Source organism: Kitasatospora sp. NPDC022785 (assembly GCF_055561295.1).
The window spans coordinates 49,928-74,492 of record NZ_JBVHHB010000010.1 but is presented as its reverse complement, the minus strand read 5'-3'; the positions used below and the strand labels follow the sequence as shown (position 1 = coordinate 74,492).

21 protein-coding genes and 2 pseudogenes are annotated in these 24,565 nt (G+C 71.7%); 8 read left to right on the top strand and 15 right to left on the bottom strand.

Annotation, left to right across the window (positions count from 1 at the left end; translation table 11 throughout):
* Window positions 1-273: 273 nt before the first annotated feature.
* Window positions 274-1,014, top strand: a complete 741-nt coding sequence (locus tag ACZ3YO_RS18330; RefSeq protein ID WP_465570243.1) for a class I SAM-dependent methyltransferase — start codon at window positions 274-276, stop codon at window positions 1,012-1,014.
* A 176-nt stretch (window positions 1,015-1,190) separates the two neighbouring features.
* Window positions 1,191-1,844 carry a TOPRIM nucleotidyl transferase/hydrolase domain-containing protein gene (locus tag ACZ3YO_RS18325; RefSeq protein WP_465570242.1) on the top strand — a complete coding sequence of 218 codons (654 nt, stop codon included), beginning with the start codon at window positions 1,191-1,193 and terminating at the stop codon, window positions 1,842-1,844.
* A gap of 151 nt (window positions 1,845-1,995) precedes the next feature.
* Here ACZ3YO_RS18325 and ACZ3YO_RS18320 read toward each other — a convergent pair whose 3' ends face one another.
* The 3 genes from ACZ3YO_RS18320 to ACZ3YO_RS18310 all read right to left on the bottom strand — a co-directional run bounded on the left by ACZ3YO_RS18320 (window position 1,996) and on the right by ACZ3YO_RS18310 (window position 7,580).
* Window positions 1,996-4,098 carry an FG-GAP-like repeat-containing protein gene (locus ACZ3YO_RS18320; protein ID WP_465570240.1) on the bottom strand — a complete coding sequence of 701 codons (2,103 nt, stop codon included), beginning with the start codon at window positions 4,096-4,098 and terminating at the stop codon, window positions 1,996-1,998.
* A gap of 1,041 nt (window positions 4,099-5,139) precedes the next feature.
* Window positions 5,140-5,736, bottom strand: coding sequence for a transglycosylase family protein (locus ACZ3YO_RS18315; RefSeq protein WP_465570238.1), 597 nt, complete (start codon window positions 5,734-5,736; stop codon window positions 5,140-5,142).
* A 29-nt stretch (window positions 5,737-5,765) separates the two neighbouring features.
* Window positions 5,766-7,580: a C40 family peptidase gene (locus ACZ3YO_RS18310; protein ID WP_465570236.1), complete on the bottom strand. Its 1,815-nt coding sequence runs from the start codon at window positions 7,578-7,580 to the stop codon at window positions 5,766-5,768.
* Between the two features lie 1,129 nt (window positions 7,581-8,709).
* Between ACZ3YO_RS18310 and ACZ3YO_RS18305 the strand changes: the two genes are divergently transcribed.
* The 4 genes from ACZ3YO_RS18305 to ACZ3YO_RS18290 all read left to right on the top strand — a co-directional run bounded on the left by ACZ3YO_RS18305 (window position 8,710) and on the right by ACZ3YO_RS18290 (window position 11,169).
* Window positions 8,710-8,865, top strand: coding sequence for a DUF6131 family protein (locus ACZ3YO_RS18305; RefSeq protein WP_465551789.1), 156 nt, complete (start codon window positions 8,710-8,712; stop codon window positions 8,863-8,865).
* A gap of 431 nt (window positions 8,866-9,296) precedes the next feature.
* Window positions 9,297-9,986, top strand: a complete 690-nt coding sequence (locus tag ACZ3YO_RS18300) for a M24 family metallopeptidase (protein WP_465570233.1) — start codon at window positions 9,297-9,299, stop codon at window positions 9,984-9,986.
* A gap of 63 nt (window positions 9,987-10,049) precedes the next feature.
* Window positions 10,050-10,415: a gamma-glutamylcyclotransferase family protein gene (locus tag ACZ3YO_RS18295; protein WP_465570231.1), complete on the top strand. Its 366-nt coding sequence runs from the start codon at window positions 10,050-10,052 to the stop codon at window positions 10,413-10,415.
* Between the two features lie 238 nt (window positions 10,416-10,653).
* Window positions 10,654-11,169: a GNAT family N-acetyltransferase gene (locus ACZ3YO_RS18290; protein ID WP_465570229.1), complete on the top strand. Its 516-nt coding sequence runs from the start codon at window positions 10,654-10,656 to the stop codon at window positions 11,167-11,169.
* Window positions 11,170-11,213: 44 nt separating this feature from the next.
* Here the strand turns inward: ACZ3YO_RS18290 and ACZ3YO_RS18285 are convergent, their stop codons facing one another.
* From ACZ3YO_RS18285 to ACZ3YO_RS18250, 8 genes and pseudogenes are all read right to left on the bottom strand, one after another.
* Window positions 11,214-11,981, bottom strand: a complete 768-nt coding sequence (locus ACZ3YO_RS18285; RefSeq protein WP_465570227.1) for a class I SAM-dependent methyltransferase — start codon at window positions 11,979-11,981, stop codon at window positions 11,214-11,216.
* A 20-nt stretch (window positions 11,982-12,001) separates the two neighbouring features.
* Window positions 12,002-12,313: a hypothetical protein gene (locus ACZ3YO_RS18280; RefSeq protein ID WP_465570226.1), complete on the bottom strand. Its 312-nt coding sequence runs from the start codon at window positions 12,311-12,313 to the stop codon at window positions 12,002-12,004.
* A gap of 39 nt (window positions 12,314-12,352) precedes the next feature.
* Window positions 12,353-13,933 carry a glycosyltransferase gene (locus ACZ3YO_RS18275; RefSeq protein WP_465570224.1) on the bottom strand — a complete coding sequence of 527 codons (1,581 nt, stop codon included), beginning with the start codon at window positions 13,931-13,933 and terminating at the stop codon, window positions 12,353-12,355.
* Between the two features lie 53 nt (window positions 13,934-13,986).
* Complete coding sequence (locus ACZ3YO_RS18270) at window positions 13,987-14,358, bottom strand: tail fiber domain-containing protein (protein ID WP_465570222.1); 372 nt, start codon at window positions 14,356-14,358, stop codon at window positions 13,987-13,989.
* A gap of 2 nt (window positions 14,359-14,360) precedes the next feature.
* The gene (locus tag ACZ3YO_RS18265; protein WP_465570220.1) at window positions 14,361-14,885 is read right to left on the bottom strand and encodes a hypothetical protein; all 525 of its coding nucleotides are present in this window, start codon (window positions 14,883-14,885) and stop codon (window positions 14,361-14,363) included.
* Between the two features lie 284 nt (window positions 14,886-15,169).
* A complete protein-coding gene (locus ACZ3YO_RS18260) occupies window positions 15,170-16,030 on the bottom strand; it encodes an NAD(+)/NADH kinase (protein ID WP_465570219.1) in 861 nt (286 codons plus the stop codon).
* 164 nt (window positions 16,031-16,194) lie between these two features.
* Window positions 16,195-16,470: pseudogene (locus ACZ3YO_RS18255) on the bottom strand (SDR family NAD(P)-dependent oxidoreductase); the annotation flags it as partial.
* Between the two features lie 48 nt (window positions 16,471-16,518).
* Complete coding sequence (locus ACZ3YO_RS18250) at window positions 16,519-16,911, bottom strand: Imm32 family immunity protein (RefSeq protein WP_465570217.1); 393 nt, start codon at window positions 16,909-16,911, stop codon at window positions 16,519-16,521.
* Between ACZ3YO_RS18250 and ACZ3YO_RS18245 the strand changes: the two genes are divergently transcribed.
* Both ACZ3YO_RS18245 and ACZ3YO_RS18240 read left to right on the top strand, forming a co-directional pair.
* Window positions 16,910-17,542, top strand: coding sequence for a DUF6333 family protein (locus tag ACZ3YO_RS18245; RefSeq protein ID WP_465570533.1), 633 nt, complete (start codon window positions 16,910-16,912; stop codon window positions 17,540-17,542). The genes ACZ3YO_RS18250 and ACZ3YO_RS18245 overlap by 2 nt on opposite strands.
* 144 nt (window positions 17,543-17,686) lie before the next feature.
* Complete coding sequence (locus tag ACZ3YO_RS18240) at window positions 17,687-18,367, top strand: Tat pathway signal sequence domain protein (protein WP_465570215.1); 681 nt, start codon at window positions 17,687-17,689, stop codon at window positions 18,365-18,367.
* A gap of 206 nt (window positions 18,368-18,573) precedes the next feature.
* Here the strand turns inward: ACZ3YO_RS18240 and ACZ3YO_RS18235 are convergent.
* The 4 genes and pseudogenes from ACZ3YO_RS18235 to kdpB all read right to left on the bottom strand — a co-directional run.
* Window positions 18,574-19,376, bottom strand: a pseudogene (locus ACZ3YO_RS18235) (putative Ig domain-containing protein); the annotation flags it as partial.
* 93 nt (window positions 19,377-19,469) lie between these two features.
* Window positions 19,470-21,170: a methyltransferase gene (locus ACZ3YO_RS18230; RefSeq protein WP_465570213.1), complete on the bottom strand. Its 1,701-nt coding sequence runs from the start codon at window positions 21,168-21,170 to the stop codon at window positions 19,470-19,472.
* A 77-nt stretch (window positions 21,171-21,247) separates the two neighbouring features.
* Window positions 21,248-22,228 carry a universal stress protein gene (locus tag ACZ3YO_RS18225; RefSeq protein WP_465570211.1) on the bottom strand — a complete coding sequence of 327 codons (981 nt, stop codon included), beginning with the start codon at window positions 22,226-22,228 and terminating at the stop codon, window positions 21,248-21,250.
* A 139-nt stretch (window positions 22,229-22,367) separates the two neighbouring features.
* Window positions 22,368-24,557, bottom strand: coding sequence for a potassium-transporting ATPase subunit KdpB (kdpB, locus tag ACZ3YO_RS18220; RefSeq protein WP_465570210.1), 2,190 nt, complete (start codon window positions 24,555-24,557; stop codon window positions 22,368-22,370).
* Between the last annotated feature and the right edge of the window lie 8 nt (window positions 24,558-24,565).

Sequence of the window (24,565 nt, the reverse complement as noted above, 5' to 3'; positions counted from 1 at the left end):
CCCCGCGGGGCGGATCCCTCGCCCCGGCCGCGGTGACGCGGCAGGCCGGCCGCCGAGGCGGGAGCGGTGGCCGCCCGCACATTGTCGGCGGCAACTCGACGGCGCCCGGCGGCTTTCATCCGGTACGAACACGAAGTCCGTGCCGGGCGGGAGCCGCTGCATGTTTGTGGGTTCCACCAGTACGACGCCCCGGCCGACGGGAGGGAGACTTCCCGCCAGAGGCCGCGGCCTGTCCCGAAGGCCGACGCCAGAGGAACAGAGGGGGAACAGCACATGAGTGGTCAGCTGTACGACGAGATCGGCGAGGCGTTCGAGGGCTTCAAGACCCTCCCTCTCGCGCGCTACGGGGAGGTGCCCGGCTTCCTCTCCCTCGTCGGTGACGTGAACGGCAGGTCGATCCTCGACCTGGCCTCCGGAACCGGCTTCTACAGCCGGGAGTTCAAGCGCCGCGGCGCCTCCCACGTCCTCGGCGTCGACATCTCCACGGCGATGGTCGACGCGGCCCGGGCCCTGGAGGACAGCGAGCCGCTGGGCGTGGAGTACGAGGTCGGCGACGTCGCCGAGCTGCGCACCTTCGAGCAGCGCTTCGACATCGCGGTCGCGGTCCAGCTCTTCAACTACGCCGAGGACGTCGCCACCATCGAGCGGATGTGTCGCAACATCCACCGGAGCATCGCCGACGGGGCCGAGTTCTTCGCCTTCGTACAGAGCCCGGAATTCCGTTTCGACGGGCCGTCGCTGGCCAAGTACGGCTTCCTGTGCGAATCACTCGGCGAGGAAACCGAGATCGGGCCGCGTGTGAGGATCACCGCGCTTCTCGACCCGCCGATCTCGTTCGTCGCGAACCCGCCCAGCCGCGAGGTCTACGAGAAGTGCCTGCGGACGGCCGGATTCGGCGAGGTCACCTGGGTCCCCCTGGAGATCTCCGCCGCCGGCGTGCACGAGTACGGCAAGGAGTTCTGGGACGACTACGCCGCCAACCCGCCGCTGACGATGCTGCGCTGCCGCGCCTGACTCCGAGCGGCCCGCCCCCGGTTCGCCCGCCCCCGGATCGCCCAGGGGCGGGCGGACCTCCGGCATATCCCTACGGGGAAGGGCGGATGTTCAGGACGGGGCCGGAGGGCGGACCCGCAGACGCGGCCGGCGAAAAATCCGTACCGCGTCCGTCCGCGCAGGAGCAAAATCGCCCCATGGCGGACATGCGAGCGTTCCGGGATGCGGTCACCAGCTGGGCGGCGGGCAGCCCCGGTGGGCCGGCGGATGAGCAGACGAGTGAGTCGGCGGGTGAGCTGGCGGGTGAGCTGGCCGTGCGACTGCGCGTACGGACGGCGGTGCTGTTGGAAGGGCCGAGCGACCTCGCGGCCGTGGAGGCGCTGGCCGGGCGCTATGGCCGGGACCTGCCCGCCGAAGGGGTGTGCGTCATCCCCATGGGTGGCGCGATGAGCATCGGCCGCTACGCCGGCCTCCTCGGCCCGCCGGGGCTGGGTCTGCGCCTCGCCGGGCTCTGTGACGAGGGGGAGCAGGGCTTCTACGAGCGCGGTCTCGAGAGGGCCGGCGCGCCGCGGCAAGGGTTCTTCGTGTGCGCGGCGGACCTAGAGGACGAACTCATCCGCTCGCTGGGTGTGGCACGGGTGGAGGAGATCGTCCGGGCCGCGGGCGACCTCCCGGCCTGGCAGACCTTCGTGCGCCAGCCCGCGCACCAAGGCCGCTCCCCGCAGCGGCAGATGCGGCGCTTCCTCGGCACGAAGAAGGGCCGCAAGATCCGCTACGGCAGCCTCCTGGTCGAGGCCCTCGACTCCGCGCCGGTGCCGGCTCCCCTCCACGATCTGCTCGCGAGCCTCTGACCGATGCGCTGATCGCGGGTCGGCAGCCCCGGCTGCAGCCGGGGCTGCCAGGAGGCCGCGGTCCGGCAGCCGGGCGGTGAGCGGCACGAGGCCGCCGGGCCCGGGCCGAGGTGGGCCCGGACCCGGCGGTGGCGGGTCGGTGGTGGCCGGTTCAGCGGGGTGCGCTGCTGTCCCAGTACTTCCGCGGTCCGCCGAAGTCCGCGCCCTGGCTGGTGAAGCTCCAGAGGCTGGTCTGGTTCAGGCCGTTGGGCGCGTTCCCGTAGTCGTACAGGACGCCGATGTCGGCCTTGCCGTCACCGTTGAAGTCGCCCGCCAGGGGCCTGCTCGCGGCCCAGTTCCAGCTCTGGGCGGCGTCCTCGCTGTCCCAGACCTTGCGCGGCGGAGCGAAGCCGGCACCGTTGCCGGTGAAGGTCCACAGGCCCGTGTGGTTGCGGCCGCCGGTACGGCCGTAGTCGTACAGGACCCCGACATCGGCCTTGCCGTCGCCGTTGAAGTCCGCGGCGACGGGCTTGCTGGCGTTCCAGTTCCAGCTGTCCGAGGCGCTGTCCCAGGCCTTCCTGGGGGAGTCGAAGCCGGTGCCGTTGCTGGTGAAGGTCCACAGGCCGGTGCGGTTGCCGGTGGTGGTACGGCCGTAGTCGTACAGGACGCCGATGTCGGTCTTGCCGTCGCCGTTGAAGTCCGCGGCGACGGGCTTGCTGGCGTTCCAGTTCCAGCTGTCCGAGGCGCTGTCCCAGGCCTTCCTGGGGGAGTCGAAGCCGGTGCCGTTGCTGGTGAAGGTCCACAGGCCGGTGCGGTTGCCGGTGGTGGTGCGGCCGTAGTCGTACAGGACGCCGATGTCGGTCTTGCCGTCGCCGTTGAAGTCGCCCGCCACGGGCGCGCTCGTGGACCAGTTCCAGCTCCTGACGGGGTCGTCCTGGCTGTCCCACGCCTTGCGCGGCGCCTCCAGCCCCCGGGCGGCGCCCTTGAACGTCCAGAGCGCGGTGCGGTTGCGGTCGCCGTCCCTGCCGTAGTCGTAGAGGACCCCGAGATCGGCCTTGCCGTCGCCGTCGAAGTCGCCGGCGGCCAGGGTGCTCGAGGACCGGCTCCAGCTGTCCGCGCCACTGTCCCAGACCCGGCGCGGTGCGGCGAAGCCGGAACCGGTTCCGTTGATGAGCCACAGACTGGACTGGTTACGTCCGTCGGCGGACCGGCCCTCGCCGTGGAGCACCGCGATGTCGTCGTTCCCGTCACCGTCGAAGTCGCCGGTCGCGTCGAGGTGTTGGGGGGCCCTGAGGTGGCCGATGATCGGGGCGTGATCGGAATAGCCGGTGGGCGGACCGCTGTTGGGCCGGTTCTCGGACGTGTCCATCCGGGACCGGTCCACGTCGCAGGCGGTGAACCGGGTGCCGGCCTCGCCCCAGGAGGCGAAGATGTGGTCCCGTTTGCGCAGGACGTGCCCGCTGCGGTCGTCCCAGGCGTGATGGGTGATCTCGTTGACCTCGTCACCGGCACCGTAGGACCGACGGTCGCACTCGTCGAAATCGTCCGAGATCGGCTTCAGCCCCGGGCTGTCCGGAAACATGTTGAAGTCCCCGCCGAGCACGACGTGACCCCGGTCCGGCCAGATCTCGCTCTTCACGTTCTGGATCTGCCCCGACCGCCGCGGGTCGGAGCCGTCGGCGAGGATGTGGGTGGTGCACACCCGCGTGGTCCAGCCCTCGACGCGGACGCACAGGACGGGCAGGGTCTGCCGGTCACCGCCCGCGGGCACGGTGTTCGGCGACGTGACCTCGGTGACGCGGCCCTTCACCGCGAGGCCCACCCCCAGCTCACCGCTGAGCCCGTTCCGGCAACCGGCGGTCCCGTCCGGGCGGGCCCCCGTCGCATGCTCGATCGACCAGCCGCTGCCGAGCGCCGTCCTCAGCAACTCCATGTGGCTGCCGGGCGCCTCGCCGCACACCTCCTGGAGCATGACGACGTCGGCGTCGTGTTCGGCGACCACCTGGGCGATCTGTTCGACCTTCTGCCGGGGCTCGGCGCGGTACGGGCAGAAGCCGTCCTGCCCGCGACTGCCGCCGGCCTCGCCACAGATGTTCCATGACACCACCCGCAGTTCCGGCTCGGTCAGCAGAGCCGGTGCCGGGAAGGCCTGCTCCTGGGCGGCGACCCGGATCTTCCCGGCCGCCTGGGCAGGCGCCCCGGCCGGGGTGAACAGGGCCCAGGCGGCCGCGGCCGCCACGAGCACGCAGGCCGTGCGGCGTTTCAGTTTTCCCATTCCCACTGTGTCCCTTCCTGATCGGAAGCCTCGACGTCCTTCACAGAACCTCGCTCTTGCGGTGCGGCGGAAAGGCTCAGCCGAGCTTGCTGGAAGCCCACTGCCAGCTCTTGACCTGGTCCGCGGCACTGTCCCAGCCCACCTTGGGGGCGGCGAAGTCCAGACCGGTGCTGGTGAAGGTCCACAGCGCGCTGCGGTTGCCCGAATCGGTCGTGCCGTAGTCGTAGAGCACGCCGACGTCGGCCAGCCGGTCGCCGCTGAAGTCGCCGGCCACGACCTTGCTGCCACTCCACTTCCAACTCCTGACCGCGGTGTCGTCCTGGCTGTCCCACACCTTCTTGGGGGCGTTGAAGCCGGCACCGTTGCCGAGGAAGGTGAACAGCTTGGTGCGGTTGCGGCCGTCGTCGCCGCGGCCCATGTCGTAGAGCACGCCGACGTCGGTCGTGGCGTCGTTGTCGAAGTCCCCGGAGAAGGGCTTGATCGCGTGCCAGTTCCAGCTGTCCGCGCCGCTGTCCCAGACCTTCTTGGGGGAGTCGAAGCCACTGCCGTTGCCGGTGAGGGTCCAGAGCCCGGTACGGCTGACGTCCCCGCTCGTCCCGTAGTCGTAGAACACCTCGATGTCGGGCAGGGCGTCGAGGTTGTAGTCACCGACCGTCACCTTGCTGGCGGCCCAGTTCCAGCTCTTGACGGCGTCCGTCCTGCTGTCCCACACCAGCTTCGGGCTGGTGAAGCCGTTGCCGGTGCTGGTGAAGGTCCAGATGCCGGTTCGGCTGACGTCGCCCGTCCGTCCGTAGTCGTAGAGGACACCGATGTCGGTCTTGCCGTCCCGGTCGAAGTCGGCGGCGATGGGCTTGCTGGCGCTCCAGTTCCAGCTCTTGACGGCGTCGTCCTGGCTGTCCCAGGCCTTGACGGGTGCGTTGAAGCCGTTGCCGGTGTTGGTGAAGGTGAAGACTTTGGTGCGGTTGCGGCCGTCCTCGGTGCGGCCCATGTCGTAGAGGACGCCGATGTCGGTCCTGTCGTCGCCGTTGAAGTCGCCGACGGTCACCTTGCTGGAGGCCCAGTTCCAGCTGTCCGCGCCGCTGTCCCACACCTTCTTGGGGGAGTTGAAGCCGGTGCCGTTGCTGGTGAAGACCCACAGGCCCGAGCGGCTGCGGTCGCCGTCCCTGCCGTAGTCGTACAGCACCGCACGTCGGCCTTGCCGTCGCCGTTGAAATCGCCCGTCGTCCGGTCGGCGCCGGCTTGGTCCGGGTCGGTGGAGCCGTCGGGGAACGGCGGTTCACCGTCGACGGTCAGGCCGGCCGGCTTCCAGCAGTTCGGCCACGCGACCACTCCCTGAACGGCGAGCACGTTCTCCGCGATCCGGATCTGCTGCTCCTTGGTGGCCTGATAGGCGTACGGCGCGTATGTCCTCCCGCCGTACTCCTCCCAGGTGGTCGGCAGGATCTGCAGACCGCCGCCCAGGTTCGTTCCCTTGTGGTAACTCCAGTCGCCGCTGCTCTCGCACTGTGCCACCTTGTCCCAGGTGGCGACCGACGCGGCTTGGGCCGTGACGGCGGGGACTGCGACGAGCCCGGCGGCGGCCAGCGTCACGGTGGCGGCGTTGACGAGTCTGTGCTTCCCGCGTATCGGAAGAATCATGTCCTGAATCCGTTCGACCTGATGAGTGGTCAGCTGACCTTGCTGTTGTTCCAGTTCCAGCTCTTGACGGCGTCCGTCTTGCTGTCCCAGGTGAGCTTCGGGCTGGTGAAGCCGTTGCCGGTGCTGGTGAAGGTCCAGATGCCGGTGCGGTTGAGGGAGTCGGTCTGGGCGTAGTCGTAGGCGACGGCGAGGTCGGTCTTGCCGTCGCCGTCGAAGTCGCCGGCGAGGGGCTTGCTGGCGGTCCAGTTCCAGCTCTTGACCGCGTCGTCCTGGCTGTCCCAGACCTTGACGGGTGCGTTGAAGCCGTTGCCGGTGCTGGTGAAGGTGAAGAGCTTGGTGCGGTTGCGTCCGTCGTCGCCGCGGCCCATGTCGTAGAGGACGCCGACGTCGGTCTTGCCGTCGCCGTTGAAGTCGCCGGTGGTGGGCTTGCTGGAGGCCCAGTTCCAGCTGTCCGAGCCGCTGTCCCACGCCTTCTTGGGGGAGTTGAGGCCGGTGCCGTTGCTGGTGAAGGTCCACAGGCCGGAGTGGCTGCGGTCGCCGTCCTTGCCGTAGTCGTAGAGGACGCCGATGTCGGTCTTGCCATCGCCGTTGAAGTCGCCGACCGTTGCCTTGCTGTTGGTCCAGTTCCAGCTCTTGACGGCGTCCGTCTTGCTGTCCCAGGTGAGCTTCGGGCTGGTGAAGCCGTTGCCGGTGCTGGTGAAGGTCCAGATGCCGGTGCGGTTGAGGGAGTCGGTCTGGCCGTAGTCGTAGACCACGGCGAGGTCGGTCTTGCCGTCGCCGTCGAAGTCGCCGGCGAGGGGCTTGCTGGCGGTCCAGTTCCAGCTCTTGACCGCGTCGTCCTGGCTGTCCCAGACCTTGACGGGTGCGTTGAAGCCGTTGCCGGTGCTGGTGAAGGTGAAGAGCTTGCTGCGGTTGCGGCCGTCGTCGCCGCGGCCCATGTCGTAGAGGACGCCGACGTCGGCCTTGCCGTCGCCGTCGAAGTCGCCGACGGTCACCTTGCTGGAGGCCCAGTTCCAGCTGTCCGCGCCGCTGTCCCACACCTTCTTGGGGGAGTTGAAGCCGGTGCCGTTGCCGGTGAAGGTCCACAGGCCGGAGTGGCTGCGGTCGCCCTCCTTGCCGTAGTCGTACAGCACCGCGACGTCGTCACGGCCGTCACCGTCGAAATCGCCCCTGACCCGGGAGCTGTCGTCGGTGGAGGCGAGGGCCGGGTCGTCGTCCACGATGGAGTTGAGCCGGATCGGCTGGTACTCCTCCGAAAGGGAGAAGTAGGCGTACGGGATCACCCGGTGGTGGACGCCGGTGCTGCTGAACTCGTAGCCCCAGTAGGACGACTTGGAGGAGTCGGTCCACTTCTCGAAGAGAACGATGTGGCCGTACCTGCCCGGGTTGGGGTTGTTGAGGGCGTCACCGGGCTTCAGCTCGTCCTTGCTGATCGCGTGGGCGACGCCGGACGGGATGAAGGTGGGGGTGGCCTCACCTGGAGCGGGCAGGCCCCACGCCATGGAGACATAGCCGGAGCAGTCGGTGCGCCAGCCCTGGTACGAGCCGCCCATGTTGTACACCAGGCCCTTGTCCACCCAGGTGGCGGCGCGGCCGAGGACCTCGCTGCGGGTGATGGACTGGGCAGCGGCGAGGGGCGCGGCCAGGCCGTCGGCGCGCAGCTGGGAGGTGGGGACGCCCTGGCCCAGGCTGGGGTGGTCGTCCGCCGACGGGCTCGCCGGGTTCGCCACGGCGGCGCCGGGGTCGGCGGTGGCCGCGGGAGCGGCGGCAACCGCGCCGAACGCAAGGGCCGTTGTCACCAGAGCTGCGACGGATGAACCACGGGCTATGAGAGAGATCTTCATGTCGGCTTTCTGTTTTCGGGCAGCCTTCGGCGTGCCGAGGTGCCCGGTGAATTTCGGTGAAATGGTCCAGAGCCGGGTGGACGGTGGTCCGCCGATTGCGCCGTCCTGATCGGTGCTCTGGTGGTCTCCGGCCCCGACCGCCGTATTCCGCCCGGTGTTTGCCGGGTCAGCGGCTCAGCGGCTCAGGCTGTCGGCGGCTCAGTGCGGATCGGCATGGCGCCGAACTGCACGACCGTCGGGCGTCGGGCTGCACCGGGTCACGCCTCTGTGTCGGTAGGCAAATCAGCAGTGCAATGGCGGCGATACACGGCATCAGTGTCTGACTCTTCGTCTGCGCCGCATGCACCGGGTCAGGACACCGTTCGGATGCTGCTCATGCCTCGACACCCCCGTAGCCCCCCTCGGCGTCTCATCGAGCAACGGCACCAGCTGCCGTCACCTCATCGACGTATGCCGGTGGGACGATGTGACAGGACGTCGAAGAGATTCTGGAATTCTTCCCAGAGGGGCCGGCGTGCCGCAGCAGCCCGGCCGAACCGTCGACGGCCTCCCCTGCTCGGGGAGAGCGAACCTCGCGGACCGGCCGGTGTGACTCGGCGCAACCGACCCTCTGGGAGCCGGGTCACGTGCCGGCCTGGCTGTCGACCGGGCGATGCAGAGGTCGTGGCCGAACCGGATGAACAGGGCGAAGAGGGCGCGGGCCGGTGGAGGCGAGGAAAGGCAGCTCGGTGACGGCACGGCGGGGGTAGGTGGGCGAAGCCCGGCGCGAGTGCCCTTGGGGCCGGCGGCGTAGATCCCGTCGAAGCACGCCGCACGGCTGCTGGGCCGGAAGCGTGGGCGGCTGTGGCCGCGGCCTTGGTCTCCTGGGCCGCGAGGCCGGCAACCACGGCGGTGGTCTCGCGGCTGCTCCCGCCTCACCGGCCGATCAAGGTCATCCCCGTCACCGGCCTGACCGCGACCCTCAACCCGGCCCCTTGGCGGCCGCAGAACTCAGCGGGGACGGCGCATCCTCGACCGCGATCGGGAATCGCGATCCGCCGGATTGAAGACCCGGGAACTGGAAAGACGCAGCTCGACCTCCGCGTCGGCGGATGGCCATTGTCGGGAGCAGCGAAAATCGGAGGTCATCGTGATCGTCCTCGGAGTCATCCTCCTCGTTATCGGATTCGTCACCGGTCTTTCCATCCTGTGGACCATCGGCATCATCCTGGTCCTCATAGGCGTGGTCCTGTGGATCATGGGTGCGGTCGGCCACGAGGTCGCCGGCCGCCGCCATTACTGGTAGAGGCCGGCCGAAAACTCTCCGAAGTCCGGCGGGTGCGCGTTCACAGCAAGGCGGGTTCCGCGCGGCCGGCACCGAGGTCGTGAGAGCGGGCCTGGGGTGCCGGACCGCGCTGATTCCAACACCCGAAGGCAGCGGGTGGCGGTTTGGCTCCCCCATGCAGATCCCCGGATGCCCGACTCCCCGCGTGCCGCAGAGGCGTCGGGAAGGGCACCGAACTGGTGGAGGGGGCACGGTCAGGCAGCACGCGGCGGGCGGGCCCTGAGAGGACCGCCCGCCGCGTGCTGCCTGACCGGCAGCCCCTCCCACGAGCCGGCGACCACCGCGGGTACGGAGCCTCGACTCTCTTCGCCTCCTCGCCCCTTCATCGCCTCGCCTCGTCGGAACGCGGCAACTCGGTTGGCGCGGGAAGGGCGGTCTCATACGGTGGCGCCATGCATGATGAACCCGCACGTGCGGCAGGATTACTGAATGCCCAGGCGAAGGCCGTGGAGCTGTTCTCCGAGGTGGAGAGGCGAGGTCTGATCGCGGCCGGGGAGGGCGAGCGGGCGGTCAGCGACCGGATCCGTGATCTCGCGAACGAGATGTTCGACGTGAGGCGCCACTGGCACAAGCGGATCGTCAGGTCGGGACCGAACACGCTGCACCCGTACCGGGAGAACCCGCCGGACCGGGTGATCGGCGAGGACGACATCGTCTTCTGCGACTTCGGCCCCATCTTCGAGGAGTGGGAGGCCGACTTCGGGCGGACCTTCGTCCTCGGCGACGATCCGGACAAGCACCGGCTGCGGGACGACCTGCCGGCCGTCTTCGCGGCCGGCAGGCGATACTTCGAAGCCCACCCGGATGTCACCGGCGCCCAGCTCCACGCCGAGGTGGCACGGCTGGCCGCCGAGGCCGGCTGGGGGCTCGGGGGTTCGATCGCCGGGCACCTGGTGGGTGAGTTCCCGCACGAGAAGATCGACGGCGCTGACATCGAGTCGTACATCGCGCCGGGCAGCGACCACCCGATGCGTCGCACCGACCGGGTCGGGCGGCGCTGCCACTGGATACTGGAGGTCCACTTGGTGGACCTCGAGCGTGGCTACGGCGGCTTCCACGAGGAGTTGCTCGACCTCGGCTGACCGGAGCACCGGCTTTTTCCCGCACCACCCTTCATCATCAGACTTCTCCAGGAGGTTGTCCGCATGGCTGCTCCGGCCACTCACCAGCTGTTCTCCTACGGCACGTTGCAGTTGCGCGAGGTGCAGCTCGCACGATTCGGTCGGCTGCTCGAAGGGAGCCCCGACGCACTGCCGGGGTACCGGCTGACCTACATAGAGATCACCGATCCCGAGGTGATCGCGGCCAGCGGCACCGACCGGCACCCGCTGGTCGTCGCCTCGTCCGATCCGGGCGACGCCGTCGACGGCAGCGTCTTCTCCATCACCGACACCGAACTTGCCGCGGCGGACGACTACGAGGTCGACGACTACGCCCGGGCGGAGGTCGTCCTGCGCTCGGGCGTCAAGGCGTGGGTGTACCTCGACGCGACGGCGGGGGCGAAGGTCTGACGGTTCGTCGGTCTCCCGTGGCGGAACCGTCCCGGGGTGCGACCTCGATCACGTCGCGCTGCCATCCGGGCTGGTGAGGCCGGGCGGCTGAGGCCGGACCGGTGAGGCCGCGCGGGCGCGGACCTGGTGGGGCGAACCCCGTGGGCCGCGCCCGCGCCGACCTCACTGGCAGGACACAGTGTGTCCAGCACCGAATCCGGTTGCCGGCCCGGGCGCCGCCTGAGTAGCGTCGCCGTCCGTGACCCCGACTTTGCGCACCGAGCGGCTGCTTCTGGACCCGTACGTCCCCGGCGATGAGGAGGGCTTCGTCGCCCTGTTCCAGGACACCAGGGTGTCGCAGTGGATGGGTGACGGCCCCGCGTCCGAAGCGGAGGACCGGGCCCTGTTCGGGCGGATCTTCACCAAGGTCTATGCCCGGAGCCTCTTCGACGTCTGGGCCGTTCGCCGGGACGGACTCCTCGTCGGGCATGCCGAGATCAAGCCGACCGATGTCACCGGGGGCCACGAGATCGTCTACGCCCTGGCGCCGGCGGCCTGGGGGCTCGGCCTGGGCACCGAGCTGGCGCAGGCGATCACCGCCTACGGCTTCGGCACCCTCGGACTGGCGGAGGTCCACGCCACCGTTGCCGCACCGAACCAGGCCTCACTGACCCTGCTGCACAGGATCGGTTTCGAGCACGTCCGGGACATCGAGGAGGACGACGGAAGCACCACCCGCGTGTTGGTCCGCCGTCCGGTGGCGGGCGCCGAGTAGCCCTCGGTAGCCCTCGCCCGACGGGGGATCCGCTGATCGAGGTCCTACCGGTCGTGGCGCCGACGCGCGAGATGGACGGTGATGTCGGCGGTGATCTCGACCGTCTCCGGCAGGGCCCGCATGATCCGGCGGAACACCTGCTCCTGCTCCGCGAGCGGCAGCACGAGATAGGCCGAGACGGTCGAGAGATGGCCGACGTACTCGCGGGCACTCACCGTCAGACGTCGTTCGATGACCGACTGTCGGACACCGGTGAACCACTCGGACAGTTGGAGCTCCGTACCCGGCCACTGCAGGTCGTGCCCCGGCGGCGTCCCGTCGGGCGACGGGACGTCGTCGCTCTCCAGGAACGGCGCCCGGGCCGCGCCGACGGCTTCCTCCACCGCCGGGTCGGCCGGCCGTACCGGCCCGCCGAAGGAGGCGAACACACCACCCGGCTCCAGCAGCCCGGCCATGCGTGACCACCGGCCCTCCGGGGTGGTCCAGTGCAGTGCCGCTGCCGCGTAGACCAGCCCGTATCGCTGGCCCGGCCGCAGGTCCTCGAACGCCGCCTGCACCGCCGTGACGTTCCCCGGCACGTGCTTGCGCAGCTCGGCGAGCATGGCCCCGTCGGGCTCGGTCGCCGTGACCGCGACCCCCCGGTGAGCGAAGAGGCGGGTCGCCTTGCCCGTCCCGGCGCCGATTTCGAGGGCGGTTCGCAGCGGACCGCCCGCGTACGCCGCCACGAGGTCGAAGAGCTCCGCGGGATACCCCGGACGGAACCGTTCGTAGGCTTCCGCCATCACTCCGAAGCTCAGCGCACGACTCGACATACCGAGCATCCTGGCACGAGCTACGCCGTCGATGCCCGGTCTTTCGCGCGACCCACGGCCCCGGGCTCACCGGGCGCGGTGTCGAGCAGGCGGGCGGTGTTCAGTTCGGCGAGGGCGCGTCGGATCACGGTCGCGTCGGCCGCCGGGTGGGTGCCGGCGACGGCGGTGCCGAGGTCGGTGAGGGTGCGGGTGCCGTCCGCGAGGTGGAAGACGGCTGCGCACAGCGGGCTGAGGAGGTGCCCCTGCTCGGTGTGCTCGTCGTAGACGGCCAGGCGGCCGTCGGCGAGCTCCTTGACGCGCAGCCCGTCGCGGTGGGCACGGAAGGTGGTCATCGGCGGCGCTCCTTGCGGTGGCCCGGGGTCGGGTGTGGTTCAGGAGGTGAACTGGTCGCGGAGGTCCTCGGCCCCCGGGCCGGTCTGGTCGGCCTGGGCGGCGATGACCGGCACGGTGCGGTGGATGTCGGGCCGGTCCCAGCGGGAGAGGTACTGGTCGAGGGCGGTGTGGCGCTGGATCCAGCCGGTCATGCCCTCGACCGTGCCGGGGAGTTCGTCGAGCAGGTGGGCGAAGACGCTGTGGTGGTAGGCGATGGCGTGGGTGGTGGTGATGCCGGTGACTGTTTCGAGGTGGTGGCAGCCCTCAGCCAGCGGGAAGGCCCGGCCCCGGTCGGCTCCGCCGAGGTAGAGCAATGACCAGGACCTGCCGTCGAGTTCGGCCAGGGCTCGGCGCAGGACCCAGGTGGCACCGGGCAGGAAGAGAGCGTCGTCCTCCAGGACGAGCAGGGAGTGCAGGCCATCGATGTGGGCCTGCTGGATGGCACGGCGGTGGGAGAGCGCGCAGCCGATGCGGTGGTCGCCCGGTGTCGCGGTGGCCGGTTGGCGGTGCACGCGTTCGGGACGCAGGCCGAGTCGGGTCAGGCGCCGTTGCACGGCCTGCCAGCGGTCGGGTCGTTCGTCGAGGTTGATGCAGGTGATGCCGCCGAAGGCGGTGAAGGGGTTGCGTTTCTCGGCCTCGTAGTCGGCCAGTGCCTGACGGACGGCCTTCTCTCCCAGGACGGCGGTGAAGTGGTCGATCGCCTCGTCGGCGCTCTGGCCGAGTTCGTCGTAGCCGATGAGGTAGTTGAGCAGGCGCTGGTACCAGGTCGAGGCGCTCCCGCCGCGACGCGGTCCGTCGAAACGGTGCGTCCAGCGCAGGGCGGGCAGGCACCGTACGGCGTGGCCGGCGCGGCGGAACTTCTCGTGCAGGTGGCCCTCTTCGCCGCCGTGGCCGGCGAAGGCGGGGTTGAGCCCGGGCCAGGCCCCGGTGCGGCAGGCGAACAGGCCGAGGCCCTGCATGGCGATCTCGAAGGGCGGGGCGGCGGGGTCGGTGCCGCGCGGGTCGGTGCCCCAGACCCCGTACATGAGCCGTTCCCAGCGGGGTTCCCAGTGGGTGGACACCTCGCGTCCGTCGGCGGACACCAGCGGGCCCTGGAGCAGGTCGGCGCTGTCGGGGTGGGCGTCGATGTGGTCCAGGAGACCGGCCAGCGCCCCTGGGTGCAACTGGACGTGGGAGTCCACGCACAGGACCCAGTCCGAGGTGGCCTCGCGGAAGATCCGGTCGCGGGCGGCGGTGCCGAGGCGCCGGTCGTAGGGCACGTAGCGCAGTTGGGGAACCTCCTGCTCCAGCCGCTTCAGCGCCCAGGCGTGCGGGCCGGAGGGGTGACTGTCGACCACCATGATGCTGACCCGGTCCATCACCTCCGCGTGGTAGAGGAGCAGGCTCGTCACGGTGAAGTACACGCCGTCGTAGTCGTCGTACGTCCCCATGCCCACGGTGAGGGTGCGCGGTTCCTGGGCCGGTCCGGGTTCCGGGCGCAGCCGGAAGCGGTCGCCGGACGCGGCCACCAGCTCCCGCAGGGCGGCCAGTCCCGCCTCGTCCGGCGTCCCGGCCGGTTCGCCGGAGGGTTGCGTCGTCATTGCCGCCTCGCTGCCGGGACTGTGTGCCGGCCGCCGGGGCCGCTTCCGCCCGCTCACCGGCTCGCTTCGCAGTCCTGGGCGAGTTCGCGCAAACGCCGGACCTCGGAGGTGAGTTCGTCGATGCGTCGGTTCAGGGCCTGGATGCAGACCAGGGCGATGCCGTTGGCGTCGACGACGGGGATCACGCGGGTGTTCTCGTGGTGGAAGTCGAAGGCGGCATGCCAGTCCTGGGCCATCGGGCCGATGTGGCGGACCCGTTCGGGCTCCCAGAGGTAGCGCCAGGTGCTGATGGGCAGGTCGACGACCGTCTGTAGCACCTGGTGGCCGTTGACCGCCCCGGCCGGGGCGACCGCGGAGGCGCCGGGGGCGGCGGTGGAGGCCGGGGCGGCCTGGGCCGCTCTGCCGGAGCGTCGGAACAGTCGCACGGTCAGCAGCTCCAGTCGACCGGGACCACGTCGCACTTGAGCCGGCGGTCGCTGGGAGGCGGCGTGGGGGCGCAGTCCGTGCCGACGGTGATCGCCCCGTGCGCCGAGGCCGCGACGTGGACACCGTCGCCGACCAGCACGGCCTCGTAGCCGTTCAGCAGCTCCTGGATGGTGCCGGGGCCGAGGTTCTCCGAGGCGGTGATGCCCGCGAGGCCGCCGTAGTTGGTGTAGGCCGACCCCAGCAGACGGCCGCCGGACGTGTAGAACCGGACCTGCAGGCCCACCAGCGGCCGCCCGGTGACGATGTCGGTGACGGTGGCGGAGATGTTCTCCAACTGCAGGCTCGTGAGGTTCAGCGCCCCCTGGCTGGCACTCATGCCGACGGGCTTCAGACTGGGGCAGTCGGCCTCGCCGCAGATGGGCGGCTGGGCCACGGCGGGCGTGGCGGAGCCGATGATGGCGCCGAGCGACAGCGTGCTCACCGCGACCGCCGCGAGTCCGGCGATCCGGCTTCCTGAAAGCTTCATGCTCTTCTCCACGGGTGACTCGGTGGCGGGGCCGTCCCGCGCCATCTCACCCGGACGGCCCATCATCCGCTCCCGGCAATCAGGACATAGAGGATGGCGGTCGCGCATTGCGCCCCATCGGGTGACCGCCGCGGTCGAGGCCGCGTTCGCTCACCGGGCTCCTGTCCGAGCGGCCCGAGCGGCCCGGGAGGCGCCCGGGTAGGCCCGAGCGGCGCCCGGGAGGCCGGGAAGGTCACCGGTGGTGGTCGCGATGCCCGTCGGCGGACGCCCACGGGACCGGAAGGTCAGCCGTGCTCCGCCGAGCCGGTGAGCCGGAGCTTGCGCTGGGCCCGCTGGTAGAAGGTGGTGTGGCCGAGGCGTACGACGCGTGCGGCGGCGGGCAGCATGTTCACCTCGACGATGTCGCCCGGTGAGACGTGGCCGACCAGCAGGCCGTCGGCCTCGATGGCGAGGTCACCGCTGTGCGGCAGTACGTCCAGTTGGAGGCGCTCACCGCTGGAGAGGAACACGGAGCGGTTGAACGCGGCGTGCGGAGCCACGGGAGTGATCAGCAGTCCCTCCGCGTTGGGGGAGACGATCGGGCCGCCGGCGGAGAAGCTGTACGCGGTGGAGCCGGTCGGCGTGGCGACGACGACCGCGTCGGCGGTGTAGGACACGAAGGGCTCGTCCTGGACCCGCACGGCCACCGCCGCGGACTTGTGCCCCGGGCTGCGCAGGAGCACGACGTCGTTGAGCGCCGTCTCCTCGGTGGCGCCGAAGCGGGCGTGGACGCCGGAGCGTACTTCCACGGTGAAGCGCTGGTCGTCGATGGCGTCCAGCGCGGCAGGGAGTTCGGGGATGTCGACCTCGGCGAGGAAGCCCAGGCGACCGACGTTGACGCCCAGGACGGGGGCGTGCCCCCCGGTCATGAGCCGCATGGCGCGCAGCATGGTGCCGTCCCCGCCCAGGCTGATCATGAGGTCGGCGCTCGCGGTCATCTCCTCGGCCTCGACCGGTATGGCCTCGCAGCCGATTCGTGCCACCTCCGCCGCCAGCCCCAGGACCTTCGCACCCCTGGCCCGGCTCCACCGCACCACTGCATCCACCGTGGGCGCGCAGGTACGTTCGGGGTGGAGCACCAGCCCCACCGTGCCGATGAATCCCATCCGGAGCACCTCGATATCGGCCGGGTCACTGTTGCTCCCTCCAGTCACGCACAGCCGGTCGCCGGCTTCAAGGTCACCACGGGGCTTCGGTCCGTCGCGGGTGTCCACGCCGGACTCCCGCTGGGCCGGTGACCGGCCCGCTCCTCGGCGTCACGGCCTCGGCCGGCGGCCGCGAGGAGCTCCTCCGAGAGCGTCCACAGGCGCCGGGCGTTGTCCGGGTCCACGGCGTAGCGGGCCACGCCGTGGAGGGTGCCCGTGTGGCGGTCGACGGTCTCGGTCTCGTTGCAGTCGGCGAAGTAGCGGCCGCCGATGCCGTCGAGCAGGGGTGAGGTGGCGAGCAGGACGGAGGTGGCGGCCCCTGCTCCACCGGCTTCATGAACGGCCCGGGTGGCCCCGGCGCCGGGCGACGGCCGGCGCACGGCGAAGGGGGAGGCCCCAGGCCCGGAGCGAGCGTGCCGTCCACTCCGGGCCTTCAAGGCGTGCGGATGTCAGCCCGGCAGGCTGACGACCAGGGACTCGGACTCCGGCGACAGGTAGTAGTGATCGGGGAAGTAGTCGACGTGAAGATGGTCGAGCGAGTTCCCGGCGTCGGCATGGCGGCCGTACTCCTCGACGTTGGCCGCGAGTACGTCCAACAGGCGGGGCTCCCCGGTGATCCGGAACCGGTCGGAGCTCCCCTCGACGGACAGGGTGACCGCCGCCTCGGCGACGGTCTCCACCTCCAGGACCGCCAGACCGCGGTCATAGGGCGCCGCATCGGTGACCGGGGCGAGCCCGACACTGCCGGCTCCCGAGCGGATCACCTCCGCGGGCGCCAGCAGCTCCTCCCGATCGCCGAGGAGCAGCGCCTCCCCCGTGCTGTCCGAGCAGTGGATCTCCATGGTGTTCCTCCTCCTTCGGGCGGGTCGTGCTCCGCGGGCCGGCCGGGGCCGTCGGCGACGGGGATCCCGCGATGGCATACCGGTCGCGCGTACGGCCGTTCGCCGCCGCCCCGACTCGCTGGCCGGGCATGACGCCGAACTGAACGAGGAGGACCCGGCTTTCACCAACTGGCAGGCATTCGGCCGCCTGGTGCTCGGGCCCTACGACCCGTGGGGGTTCGTAGCCCTCCGGACGTCCCTCCGGACGTCCGCGTTCCGCGTCCGCCACACCGAGGGCTACACGGCCCTGATGGAAGAGATCTGGCGGTTCGGCCTGTCTGACCATTCCCGCCGCGGGCTGATGCGACGCGAATCGTCAGACAAGCCCTCGGGGACCGAGCCGCACGGGCGAGGGCACCGTCCCGCCGATTCCTGCTGCTGTCGGCCCGTTGTCACCGAGGGGGCGCGGCCGCGCCGGTCTGCGGGTCAGGCGCTGAGGAAGCCCGCGTCCGAGAGCACTTTCTGGCCGTCGGGGGATTCCACCAGGGCGACGAAGGCCTGGGCCCCGGCGCTGTTGGGGGCGTGGGTGAGGGGGTGTGAGCGATTGCCCGCCGCGTTCCGCCGCCATGACGCTCTCCCGCCGCCTTGTTGACGAAATGTCAGCAACTTCGACGCAGTGTCTTGACGGTGCATGGACACGGCTCTACAACGTAGTCAGCTCCCAGATCCCCCCACCGCCGGGGAGCAGTGAAAGTTCGCCTTCTCGATCCCCCCTCACCGAGGAAGAGGCTTTCCCATGCGTCTTCACCGCCATCTTGCCGTCGCCGCCACCGTCGCCTCCGTGCTCGCACTGGGCGCGGTACCCGCCTCCGCGACGCCGGAGCCCGCCGCCACCCCGGTGCTGACCGCCGGCAGCGCGGGCGGCACCGCCGTCGCGGCGGGCGACGTGCTCGCCGCACCGCTGGCCGCGAACACCCGCGCCACCTTCTACTCGACCGCCACCAGCACCACCGGCGTCACCTGCACCCTCTCCCAGCTCTCGGCCACGGTCCTGGGCAACCCGGCGGCGCCCGGCACGGCGACCGAGTCCCTCACCGGGCTGACCTTCGGCTCGTGCACCAGCAACGTCACCGGTGTCACCTCGGTCCGCAGCCTGACGGTCGGCAATCTGCCCCACGGCATCGCCGTCGACGACGGCCCCGGCCTCCCGGTCACCCTCACGGCCGGAGCCGCCGGGCCGATCCAGGCCACCGCCGTGCTCAACACCTGGTTCGGTACCATCACCTGCACCTACCAGCTCAGCGGCGCGTTCACCGGCAACGCCGACAACGCCGCCCACAGCCTCGGCTTCCGCAACGAGCACTTCGCCAAGAGCGGCGGCTCGGGCCTCTGCCCCGCCGACGGCTACTTCTCCGCCGCCTACGGCCCGGTCACCGACACCACCCAGCCCGGCAGCCCGGCGGTCTACGTCAACTGACCCGCGTCGGCCCGACCGGCGACCGGCGACCCGCGGTCACCGGTCGGGCCCGGCCCCGTCGTTCCGGTAGCGCCGTCGCCACGGCCGGGCGGTGGGGCGATCGCGGACCGCTCACGGTCCGCGGTCCCGCTCACGGACCGCGGACCTGTTCACAGACCGGAAGGGGCCGCAGCGTTGGCTGCGGCCCCTCGGTGGTGCGGGGTCGGTCAGGAGACGTTGAGCGCGGTGTCGTCGACGACGAAGCCGGTCTGGAGGGAGCTGTCCTCGGTGCCGGTGAACTTGACGGTCACGGTCTGGCCGGCGAAGGCGGAGAGGTCGTAGCTGCGGAGGGTGTAGCCGGTGCCGGCGTTGACGTTGCTGAAGGTGGCCAGGGTGGTGCGGTTGGCCGGGACGGTCAGCTTGTCGTGGACGGTGGAGCCGGACTCGGACGTGTCGATGTGCAGGGAGAAGCTGAGCGTCGCCCGGCAGCCCTGCGGGATGGTGACCGACTGGGAGAGCGTGTCGGTGTGGGTGGAGCCGTAGCCGTCGAGCCAGGCCTTCCAGCTGCCGGAGTGGGCGGCCTCGCTGCCGGAGTTGTCGATCACGCCGGCGGTGGCGTTCCACGGTGTGGCGCTGCCCGTCTCGAAGCCCGGGTTGCCGAGCAGTTGGGCGGCGGTGCAGCCGCCGCCGGTGCCGGTGACCGTCCAGGTGAAGGTGGTCGAGCCGCTCGCGCCGGTGGTGTCGGTGGCCGTGACGCTCACGGTGTACGTGCCGGCCGCGGTGGCGGTGCCGGTGTCAGGCCGGTGGCGGGGTCGACGGACAGGCCGGTGGGCAGGCCGCTCGCGCCGTACGTGAGGGTCTGGCCGGAGGCGGAGTCGGTCGCGTGGATCTGCAGGCTGACCGAACCGCCCTGCGCGGTGGACTGGTTGCCCGGGTTGGTGACGGTGACGGTGACGGTGTTGCCGGAGGTGCTGCCCGAGGTGAAGGCGGCGGTGCCGTTGGGGGTGCCGAGGCCGGTCGGGCCGGGGTGCTGTTCTCCGGGTGGCGCTCGCGGAGACCGCCAGGCGCGTGCCGCCAGGCGCGGGCCGGCGGGCGCGGGCCGGCGCGTGCCGTGGGACACCGGTCAGGGAGTGCGGGCGACGAAGAGCTGGTACCCGAGCAGCGTCAGGGGATGGTCCTCGCCGGGCAGGGTGAGGGCGGATCCGAAGCCCGCGGCGGCCAGCACGTCGAGCCACCCCTGCCGGGAGGGGGGTCCGGCCTGGGCGGCGGGCGAGGGGGCGAGGAAGTCGCGGGTGATCAGGCGGTCGAGGTGTTCCCGGGTCGGCTCGACGGCGAGCAGCCAGCCGCCGGGAGCGAGCAGGCCGGCCAGTCGGCGGGCACGGTCCCCGGCGTCGCGGGCGCCGCCCAGTACGCCGGTGGAGACCACCACGTCGACCGGGCCGGGTTCGGCGGTGCCCGGCCCCCCGTGGGGGTCCAGGAGTCCGAAGCGTAGCCAGGGGTGGTGTCGGAGCCGGGTCCGGGCCGCGCCGAGGAGGACGCCGGACGGCTCGGTGCACAGGTAGTCGACGGAGTGGACGGCCCCGCACGCGGACGCCAGAGCGTCCGCGATCGCCTCGGTGGCCGCCCCGGTACCGGCGCCGAGTTCCAGCAGCCGCAGCGGACGACGGCCGCGGTGGGCCGTGGCGATGTGCCGTACCGCCGAGCCGAGGGCGCTGCCGAGGTAGCGCCCTGTGGCGGTGGACCGCGTCAGGGCGTCGATACCGCCGGCGCTCCCGTCGGGGCGGAACAGCCTCCCGGCGGGCTGCTCGCCCGAGAGGAGACCGGGCAGGTGGGCGGCGCCGCGTCGCAGGTGGTCGATGACGGCGGCCGCGCCGAGGTGGCCGGTCCAGGCCTCGGCGGCCTGCTCCCAGGCCGTGTGCGCGGTGGCGTCGTCGACCGGCCGGGCACCGTGGACGTGCTCTCCCCGGAAGGTGACCAGCTGCTCCCGTACCAGCGTCCGCAGCCAGCGTGCGGCGAGCGGGCGGTGCTCGGGCGCCACCCGGGCGGCGTCCGGGATCTCGGCGCGTGGGTGACCACCGGCCGGGTCGTTCAGGACGCCGGCGCTCTGCAGGGCCGACAGCATCGACAGGAGCACGGCGTCGTCGAGCCGTTCGACGAACAGCCGCGCCTGCCCGGCGGTGACGCCGATGGCCTGCTTCCAGGCGGTGTCCGCCGCGGCGCCCACGACTTCGCGCAGCCGGTGGTCGGCGAGCTCGGCCTCGCTGTGCGGCGGGCGGACGTGGGCCACGACGGCGCCGAGGGCGTCCATGGCGGCGTACACGTCGTCCTGGGCGGGTTCGGGGCCGACGTGGAGCACCTGGCGGAGCGCGGCGAGGTCGGTCCCGCGCAGCGTGGTGACCCGGCTGAGCCGCCAGAGCAGCTCGGACGGCAGGCTCAGGTGGGTGGTGCCGGACTGTTCGAGCTGGGCGGGGAGTTGGTCCGCCGGCTGGTCGGGGTCGCCGCAGAGGACCGTCCCGCCGGCGAGCAGGGTGGCTAGGGCCAGTTCGATCCCGAGCTCGGTCGCCGGGTAGAGCACGGTGTGCCGGATCGGCGGCGAGCCGAGTACGCCGGCCCAGTGCCGCAGCCGGCGTTCGGCCTGCGCGCTCTCCGCGGCGGGGAGCGCCGCGTGCGCCGCCACGCGTTCGGCCACAGCCTCCGGCAGGCCACCCTGCGGTGCGACGCCGAGCAGGAGCCCGATGCCGCTGATCGCGCGGCCGCCTGCGACGACGGCGGGCCGGTCGCCGAGTGTGCGCAGGGCGCTGACGAGCGCGGGGATGGCAGGCACGGTGATCACTCCGGGGTCGGCGCGGGCGCGGGGACCACTGAACCATGTCGCGTGCATGAGCAGCACTGATGTTCGGGTCAAGTTTCGGCAATGGTTTTCATCTCACGCTGGATCGGCAGGAGACGAGCCGCCTGCGCCGAGCCCGCGGCCCCGGGCTCCCGGGCACCGTCGGGTCGGAACCGGCGGAGAGCGCGCGGAGGTCCGGGTCGCCGAGGGCGAGTTCCTCGGCGACCCGGCGCCGGGTGACCGGGGTGACGCCCTGGCGCCGTGGGGCCCGCCTGCCGGTCGGCGTGGTGGGCGGTCAACTCCACTGCCCCCGGCTCGACTTCGGCGAGTATCCGGAAGGAGGCCGACCGGGCGCGTTCACGGGCGATCTCGGAGAAGCCGCAGGTCTCGGCGTTCGCCCGCTCGGCCTGCGCCAGCGTGACGCAGTCGGCCGGGCCGCGGGCGAGGGGATCGACGGCGAGTGCTCGGGCGAGGGTGTGGCGGTGGACTCCGGCGCTGCGCTCGTCCAGGCGCGGCGGCTCGGGTACGTCCCGGATGGCGCAGAGGCCGCGCGCCCCGGGCGGCGGCCGACATCGCGCTGGGCTCGGAGGGGTGCCGGCCGAACGCCTGGCGGACCGGTTCGGCGTGCGCGGCGGTGAGGGTGGAAGCGGCCGGGGGAGCCGGGCGAACGGATCGCGCTCCGGAATCTCCCGGTCCGGGCCCGGGTCGCCCCGTCGTCCGGGCGGCCCGGTGGAGCCGACCACGAGCAGGTCGTCCGGGCCGGCGGCGGCGACCAGGGCTGGGCCGGCCGGGCCGCGGATCACCAGCGGGCGCAGGACGAGGCCGGCGGGGTAGCCGCCGAAGGCCTGCTCGAAGGTGGTGTCCAGACGCTTGCGGGTCGCGCGCTCCAGCTCGGAGTGGGGTCGCGGGCCGTCACGGCGCGACGGCTCCCAGGCGGCGACCGGGACGAGTGTCGCCGCGCGGCGGGTGGCCTCGTCGACGGCGCGGTACAGGGCCGCGGGACTGCTCAACGACCCGTTGAGCCCGACGATCACCCGTGTGGTACCGGTCATGGCCGCTCAACTCCTTCTCGGTGTTCGGCTGCCTTCAGTGAAACCCGCCGCGGGAGCGGGCGGAGCGGCCGCTGATGGGGCTCTGACGCCCGCGCGTGCTTCTTGACGGGGCCTTGACGAGCTGCCGGTTCTCCCGGCCTCAGCCGAGGCCGGGGACGAACTGGACGAGCAGGTCGATCGCCTTGATGCCGAGGAACGGCAGGATCAGCCCGCCGAGCCCGTAGACGCGGAGGTTGCGGCGGAGCAGGTCGGTGGCGGAGGCGGGCTGGTAGCGGACGCCGCGCAGGGCGAGCGGGATCAGGGCGACGATGATCAGGGCGTTGAAGATGATCGCGGAGGCGATGGCCGAGGTCGGGCTGTGCAGGTCCATGATGTTGAGGTGGACGAGGCCGGGGTGGGAGTCGACGAACATCGCGGGGATGATCGCGAAGAACTTGGCGACGTCGTTGGTGATCGAGAAGGTGGTCAACGCCCCTCGGGTGATGAGGAGTTGCTTGCCGACGCGGATGATCTCGATCAGTTTGGTGGGGTTGGAGTCGAGGTCGACCATGTTGCCGGCCTCCTTGGCGGCCGGGGTGCCGGTGTTCATGGCGACGCCGACGTCGGCCTGGGCGAGGGCGGGGGCGTCGTTGGTGCCGTCGCCGGTCATCGCGACCATGTTGCCGGCGGCCTGTTCCCGTTTGAGGTAGGCGAGTTTGTCCTCGGGGGTGGCCTCGGCGAGGTAGTCGTCGACGCCGGCCTCGGCGGCGATCGCGCGGGCGGTGAGCGGGTTGTCGCCGGTGACCATGACGGTGCGGATGCCCATCCGGCGCAGCTCGGCGAAGCGGTCCGCGATGCCCTCCTTGACGACGTCCTTGAGCTCGATCACGCCCAGCGCCCGGGCGCCGTGCCGGTCGTGGACGGCGACCAGCAGCGGGGTGCCGCCGGCGGCGGAGATCCGGTCGACGACGCTCTTGGCCTCCATCGTCAGCCGTCCGCCGGAGCGCACCACCCAGTGGGCGACGGCGCCGGCGGCACCCTTGCGGATGAGACAGGTGGCGCCGTCGGGCCAGGCGAGGTCGGCGCCGCTCATCCGGCTCTGGGCGGTGAACGGGACGGTGCTCCGCTCGCCCAGTTCGCCCTCGGCGCGTGGCGGTGTCCAGTACTGACGGTCGGTCAGCTCGATGACGGAGCGTCCCTCGGGGGTCTCGTCCGCCGCAGAGGCGAGCTGGGCGGCCTCGGCGAGTTGCTCGACGGTGGCGCCGGGCAGCGGGTGCAGGGCGACGGCGCGGCGGTTGCCGTGGGTGATGGTGCCGGTCTTGTCGAGCAGCAGGACGTCGACGTCGCCCGCGGCCTCGACGGCCCGGCCGGAGAGCGCGACGACGTTGCGCTGGACGAGGCGGTCCATGCCGGCGATGCCGATGGCGGAGAGCAAGGCGCCGATCGTGGTCGGGATGAGGGCGACCATCAGGGCGACCAGCACGACGGTGGTCTGCGGGGAGCCGGCGTAGATCGCCATCGGCTGGAGGGAGACCACGGAGAGGACGAAGACGATGGTGAGTGAGGCGAGCAGGATGTTGAGGGCGATCTCGTTCGGCGTCTTCTGCCGGTTGGCGCCCTCGACCAGGACGATCATGCGGTCGATGAAGCTCTGGCCCGGCCGCGAGGTGATCCGGACGACGAGCTGGTCGGAGAGGACGCGGGTGCCGCCGGTCACGCTGGTGCGGTCGCCGCCGGACTCGCGGATGACGGGCGCGGACTCGCCGGTGATCGCCGACTCGTCCACGGCCGCGACGCCCTCGATCACCTCGCCGTCGCGGGGGATCACCTCGCCGGCGGGGACGAGCACGATGTCGTGCAGCAGCAGGTGCTCGGCCGGGAGGGATTCGTGGCGGCGGTCGGGGCTGCCGACCCGCCAGTGCAGGAGGCGGCGGGCCGTCGTCCCGGTCTGTGCCTGCCTCAGCGAGGCGGCCTGCGCCTTGCCCCGGCTCTCTGCGACGGCTTCCGCCAGGTTGGCGAAGAGGACGGTGAGCCAGAGCCAGAAGCTGATCATCCAGGCGAAGACGCTCGGGTGGACGACGGCGGTGAGCGTGGTGAGGGCGGAGCCGGTCTCGACCACCAGCATGACCGGGTTCCTCGCCATGGCGCGCGGGCGGAGCTTGCGCACGGCGGCGGGCAGGGCTTCGCGGAGCTGCTGCGCGGTGATCAGCCGGCGGCGGCCCGGGCGGGGCGCGCCGGGGCGGTGGCGCGGGGGTGCCGGCTCGGCGCCGGCGGCCTTCGTGCGGCGGGCCCGGCCGGGCCCGGCCGGGTCGGGGGTGGTGGCCGGTGGGGTGAGGGCCGAGCGGCGCATCAGTTCTG

What these genes read in the sequence shown, in the direction of transcription:
- ACZ3YO_RS18280 (WP_465570226.1), bottom strand. Translation starts at nt 12,313, where the DNA reads ATGACCACCTTCCGTGCCCACCGCGACGGGCTGCGCGTCAAGGAGCTC.
- ACZ3YO_RS18315 (WP_465570238.1), bottom strand. Translation starts at nt 5,736, where the DNA reads ATGATTCTTCCGATACGCGGGAAGCACAGACTCGTCAACGCCGCCACC.
- ACZ3YO_RS18300 (WP_465570233.1), top strand. Translation starts at nt 9,297, where the DNA reads ATGCATGATGAACCCGCACGTGCGGCAGGATTACTGAATGCCCAGGCG.
- ACZ3YO_RS18265 (WP_465570220.1), bottom strand. Translation starts at nt 14,885, where the DNA reads ATGAAGCTTTCAGGAAGCCGGATCGCCGGACTCGCGGCGGTCGCGGTG.
- ACZ3YO_RS18325 (WP_465570242.1), top strand. Translation starts at nt 1,191, where the DNA reads ATGGCGGACATGCGAGCGTTCCGGGATGCGGTCACCAGCTGGGCGGCG.
- ACZ3YO_RS18260 (WP_465570219.1), bottom strand. Translation starts at nt 16,030, where the DNA reads ATGGGATTCATCGGCACGGTGGGGCTGGTGCTCCACCCCGAACGTACC.
- ACZ3YO_RS18330 (WP_465570243.1), top strand. Translation starts at nt 274, where the DNA reads ATGAGTGGTCAGCTGTACGACGAGATCGGCGAGGCGTTCGAGGGCTTC.
- ACZ3YO_RS18275 (WP_465570224.1), bottom strand. Translation starts at nt 13,933, where the DNA reads ATGACGACGCAACCCTCCGGCGAACCGGCCGGGACGCCGGACGAGGCG.
- ACZ3YO_RS18320 (WP_465570240.1), bottom strand. Translation starts at nt 4,098, where the DNA reads ATGGGAAAACTGAAACGCCGCACGGCCTGCGTGCTCGTGGCGGCCGCG.
- ACZ3YO_RS18245 (WP_465570533.1), top strand. Translation starts at nt 16,910, where the DNA reads ATGGTGTTCCTCCTCCTTCGGGCGGGTCGTGCTCCGCGGGCCGGCCGG.
- ACZ3YO_RS18310 (WP_465570236.1), bottom strand. Translation starts at nt 7,580, where the DNA reads ATGAAGATCTCTCTCATAGCCCGTGGTTCATCCGTCGCAGCTCTGGTG.
- ACZ3YO_RS18295 (WP_465570231.1), top strand. Translation starts at nt 10,050, where the DNA reads ATGGCTGCTCCGGCCACTCACCAGCTGTTCTCCTACGGCACGTTGCAG.
- ACZ3YO_RS18250 (WP_465570217.1), bottom strand. Translation starts at nt 16,911, where the DNA reads ATGGAGATCCACTGCTCGGACAGCACGGGGGAGGCGCTGCTCCTCGGC.
- ACZ3YO_RS18225 (WP_465570211.1), bottom strand. Translation starts at nt 22,228, where the DNA reads ATGACCGGTACCACACGGGTGATCGTCGGGCTCAACGGGTCGTTGAGC.
- ACZ3YO_RS18285 (WP_465570227.1), bottom strand. Translation starts at nt 11,981, where the DNA reads ATGTCGAGTCGTGCGCTGAGCTTCGGAGTGATGGCGGAAGCCTACGAA.
- ACZ3YO_RS18240 (WP_465570215.1), top strand. Translation starts at nt 17,687, where the DNA reads ATGCGTCTTCACCGCCATCTTGCCGTCGCCGCCACCGTCGCCTCCGTG.
- kdpB (WP_465570210.1), bottom strand. Translation starts at nt 24,557, where the DNA reads ATGCGCCGCTCGGCCCTCACCCCACCGGCCACCACCCCCGACCCGGCC.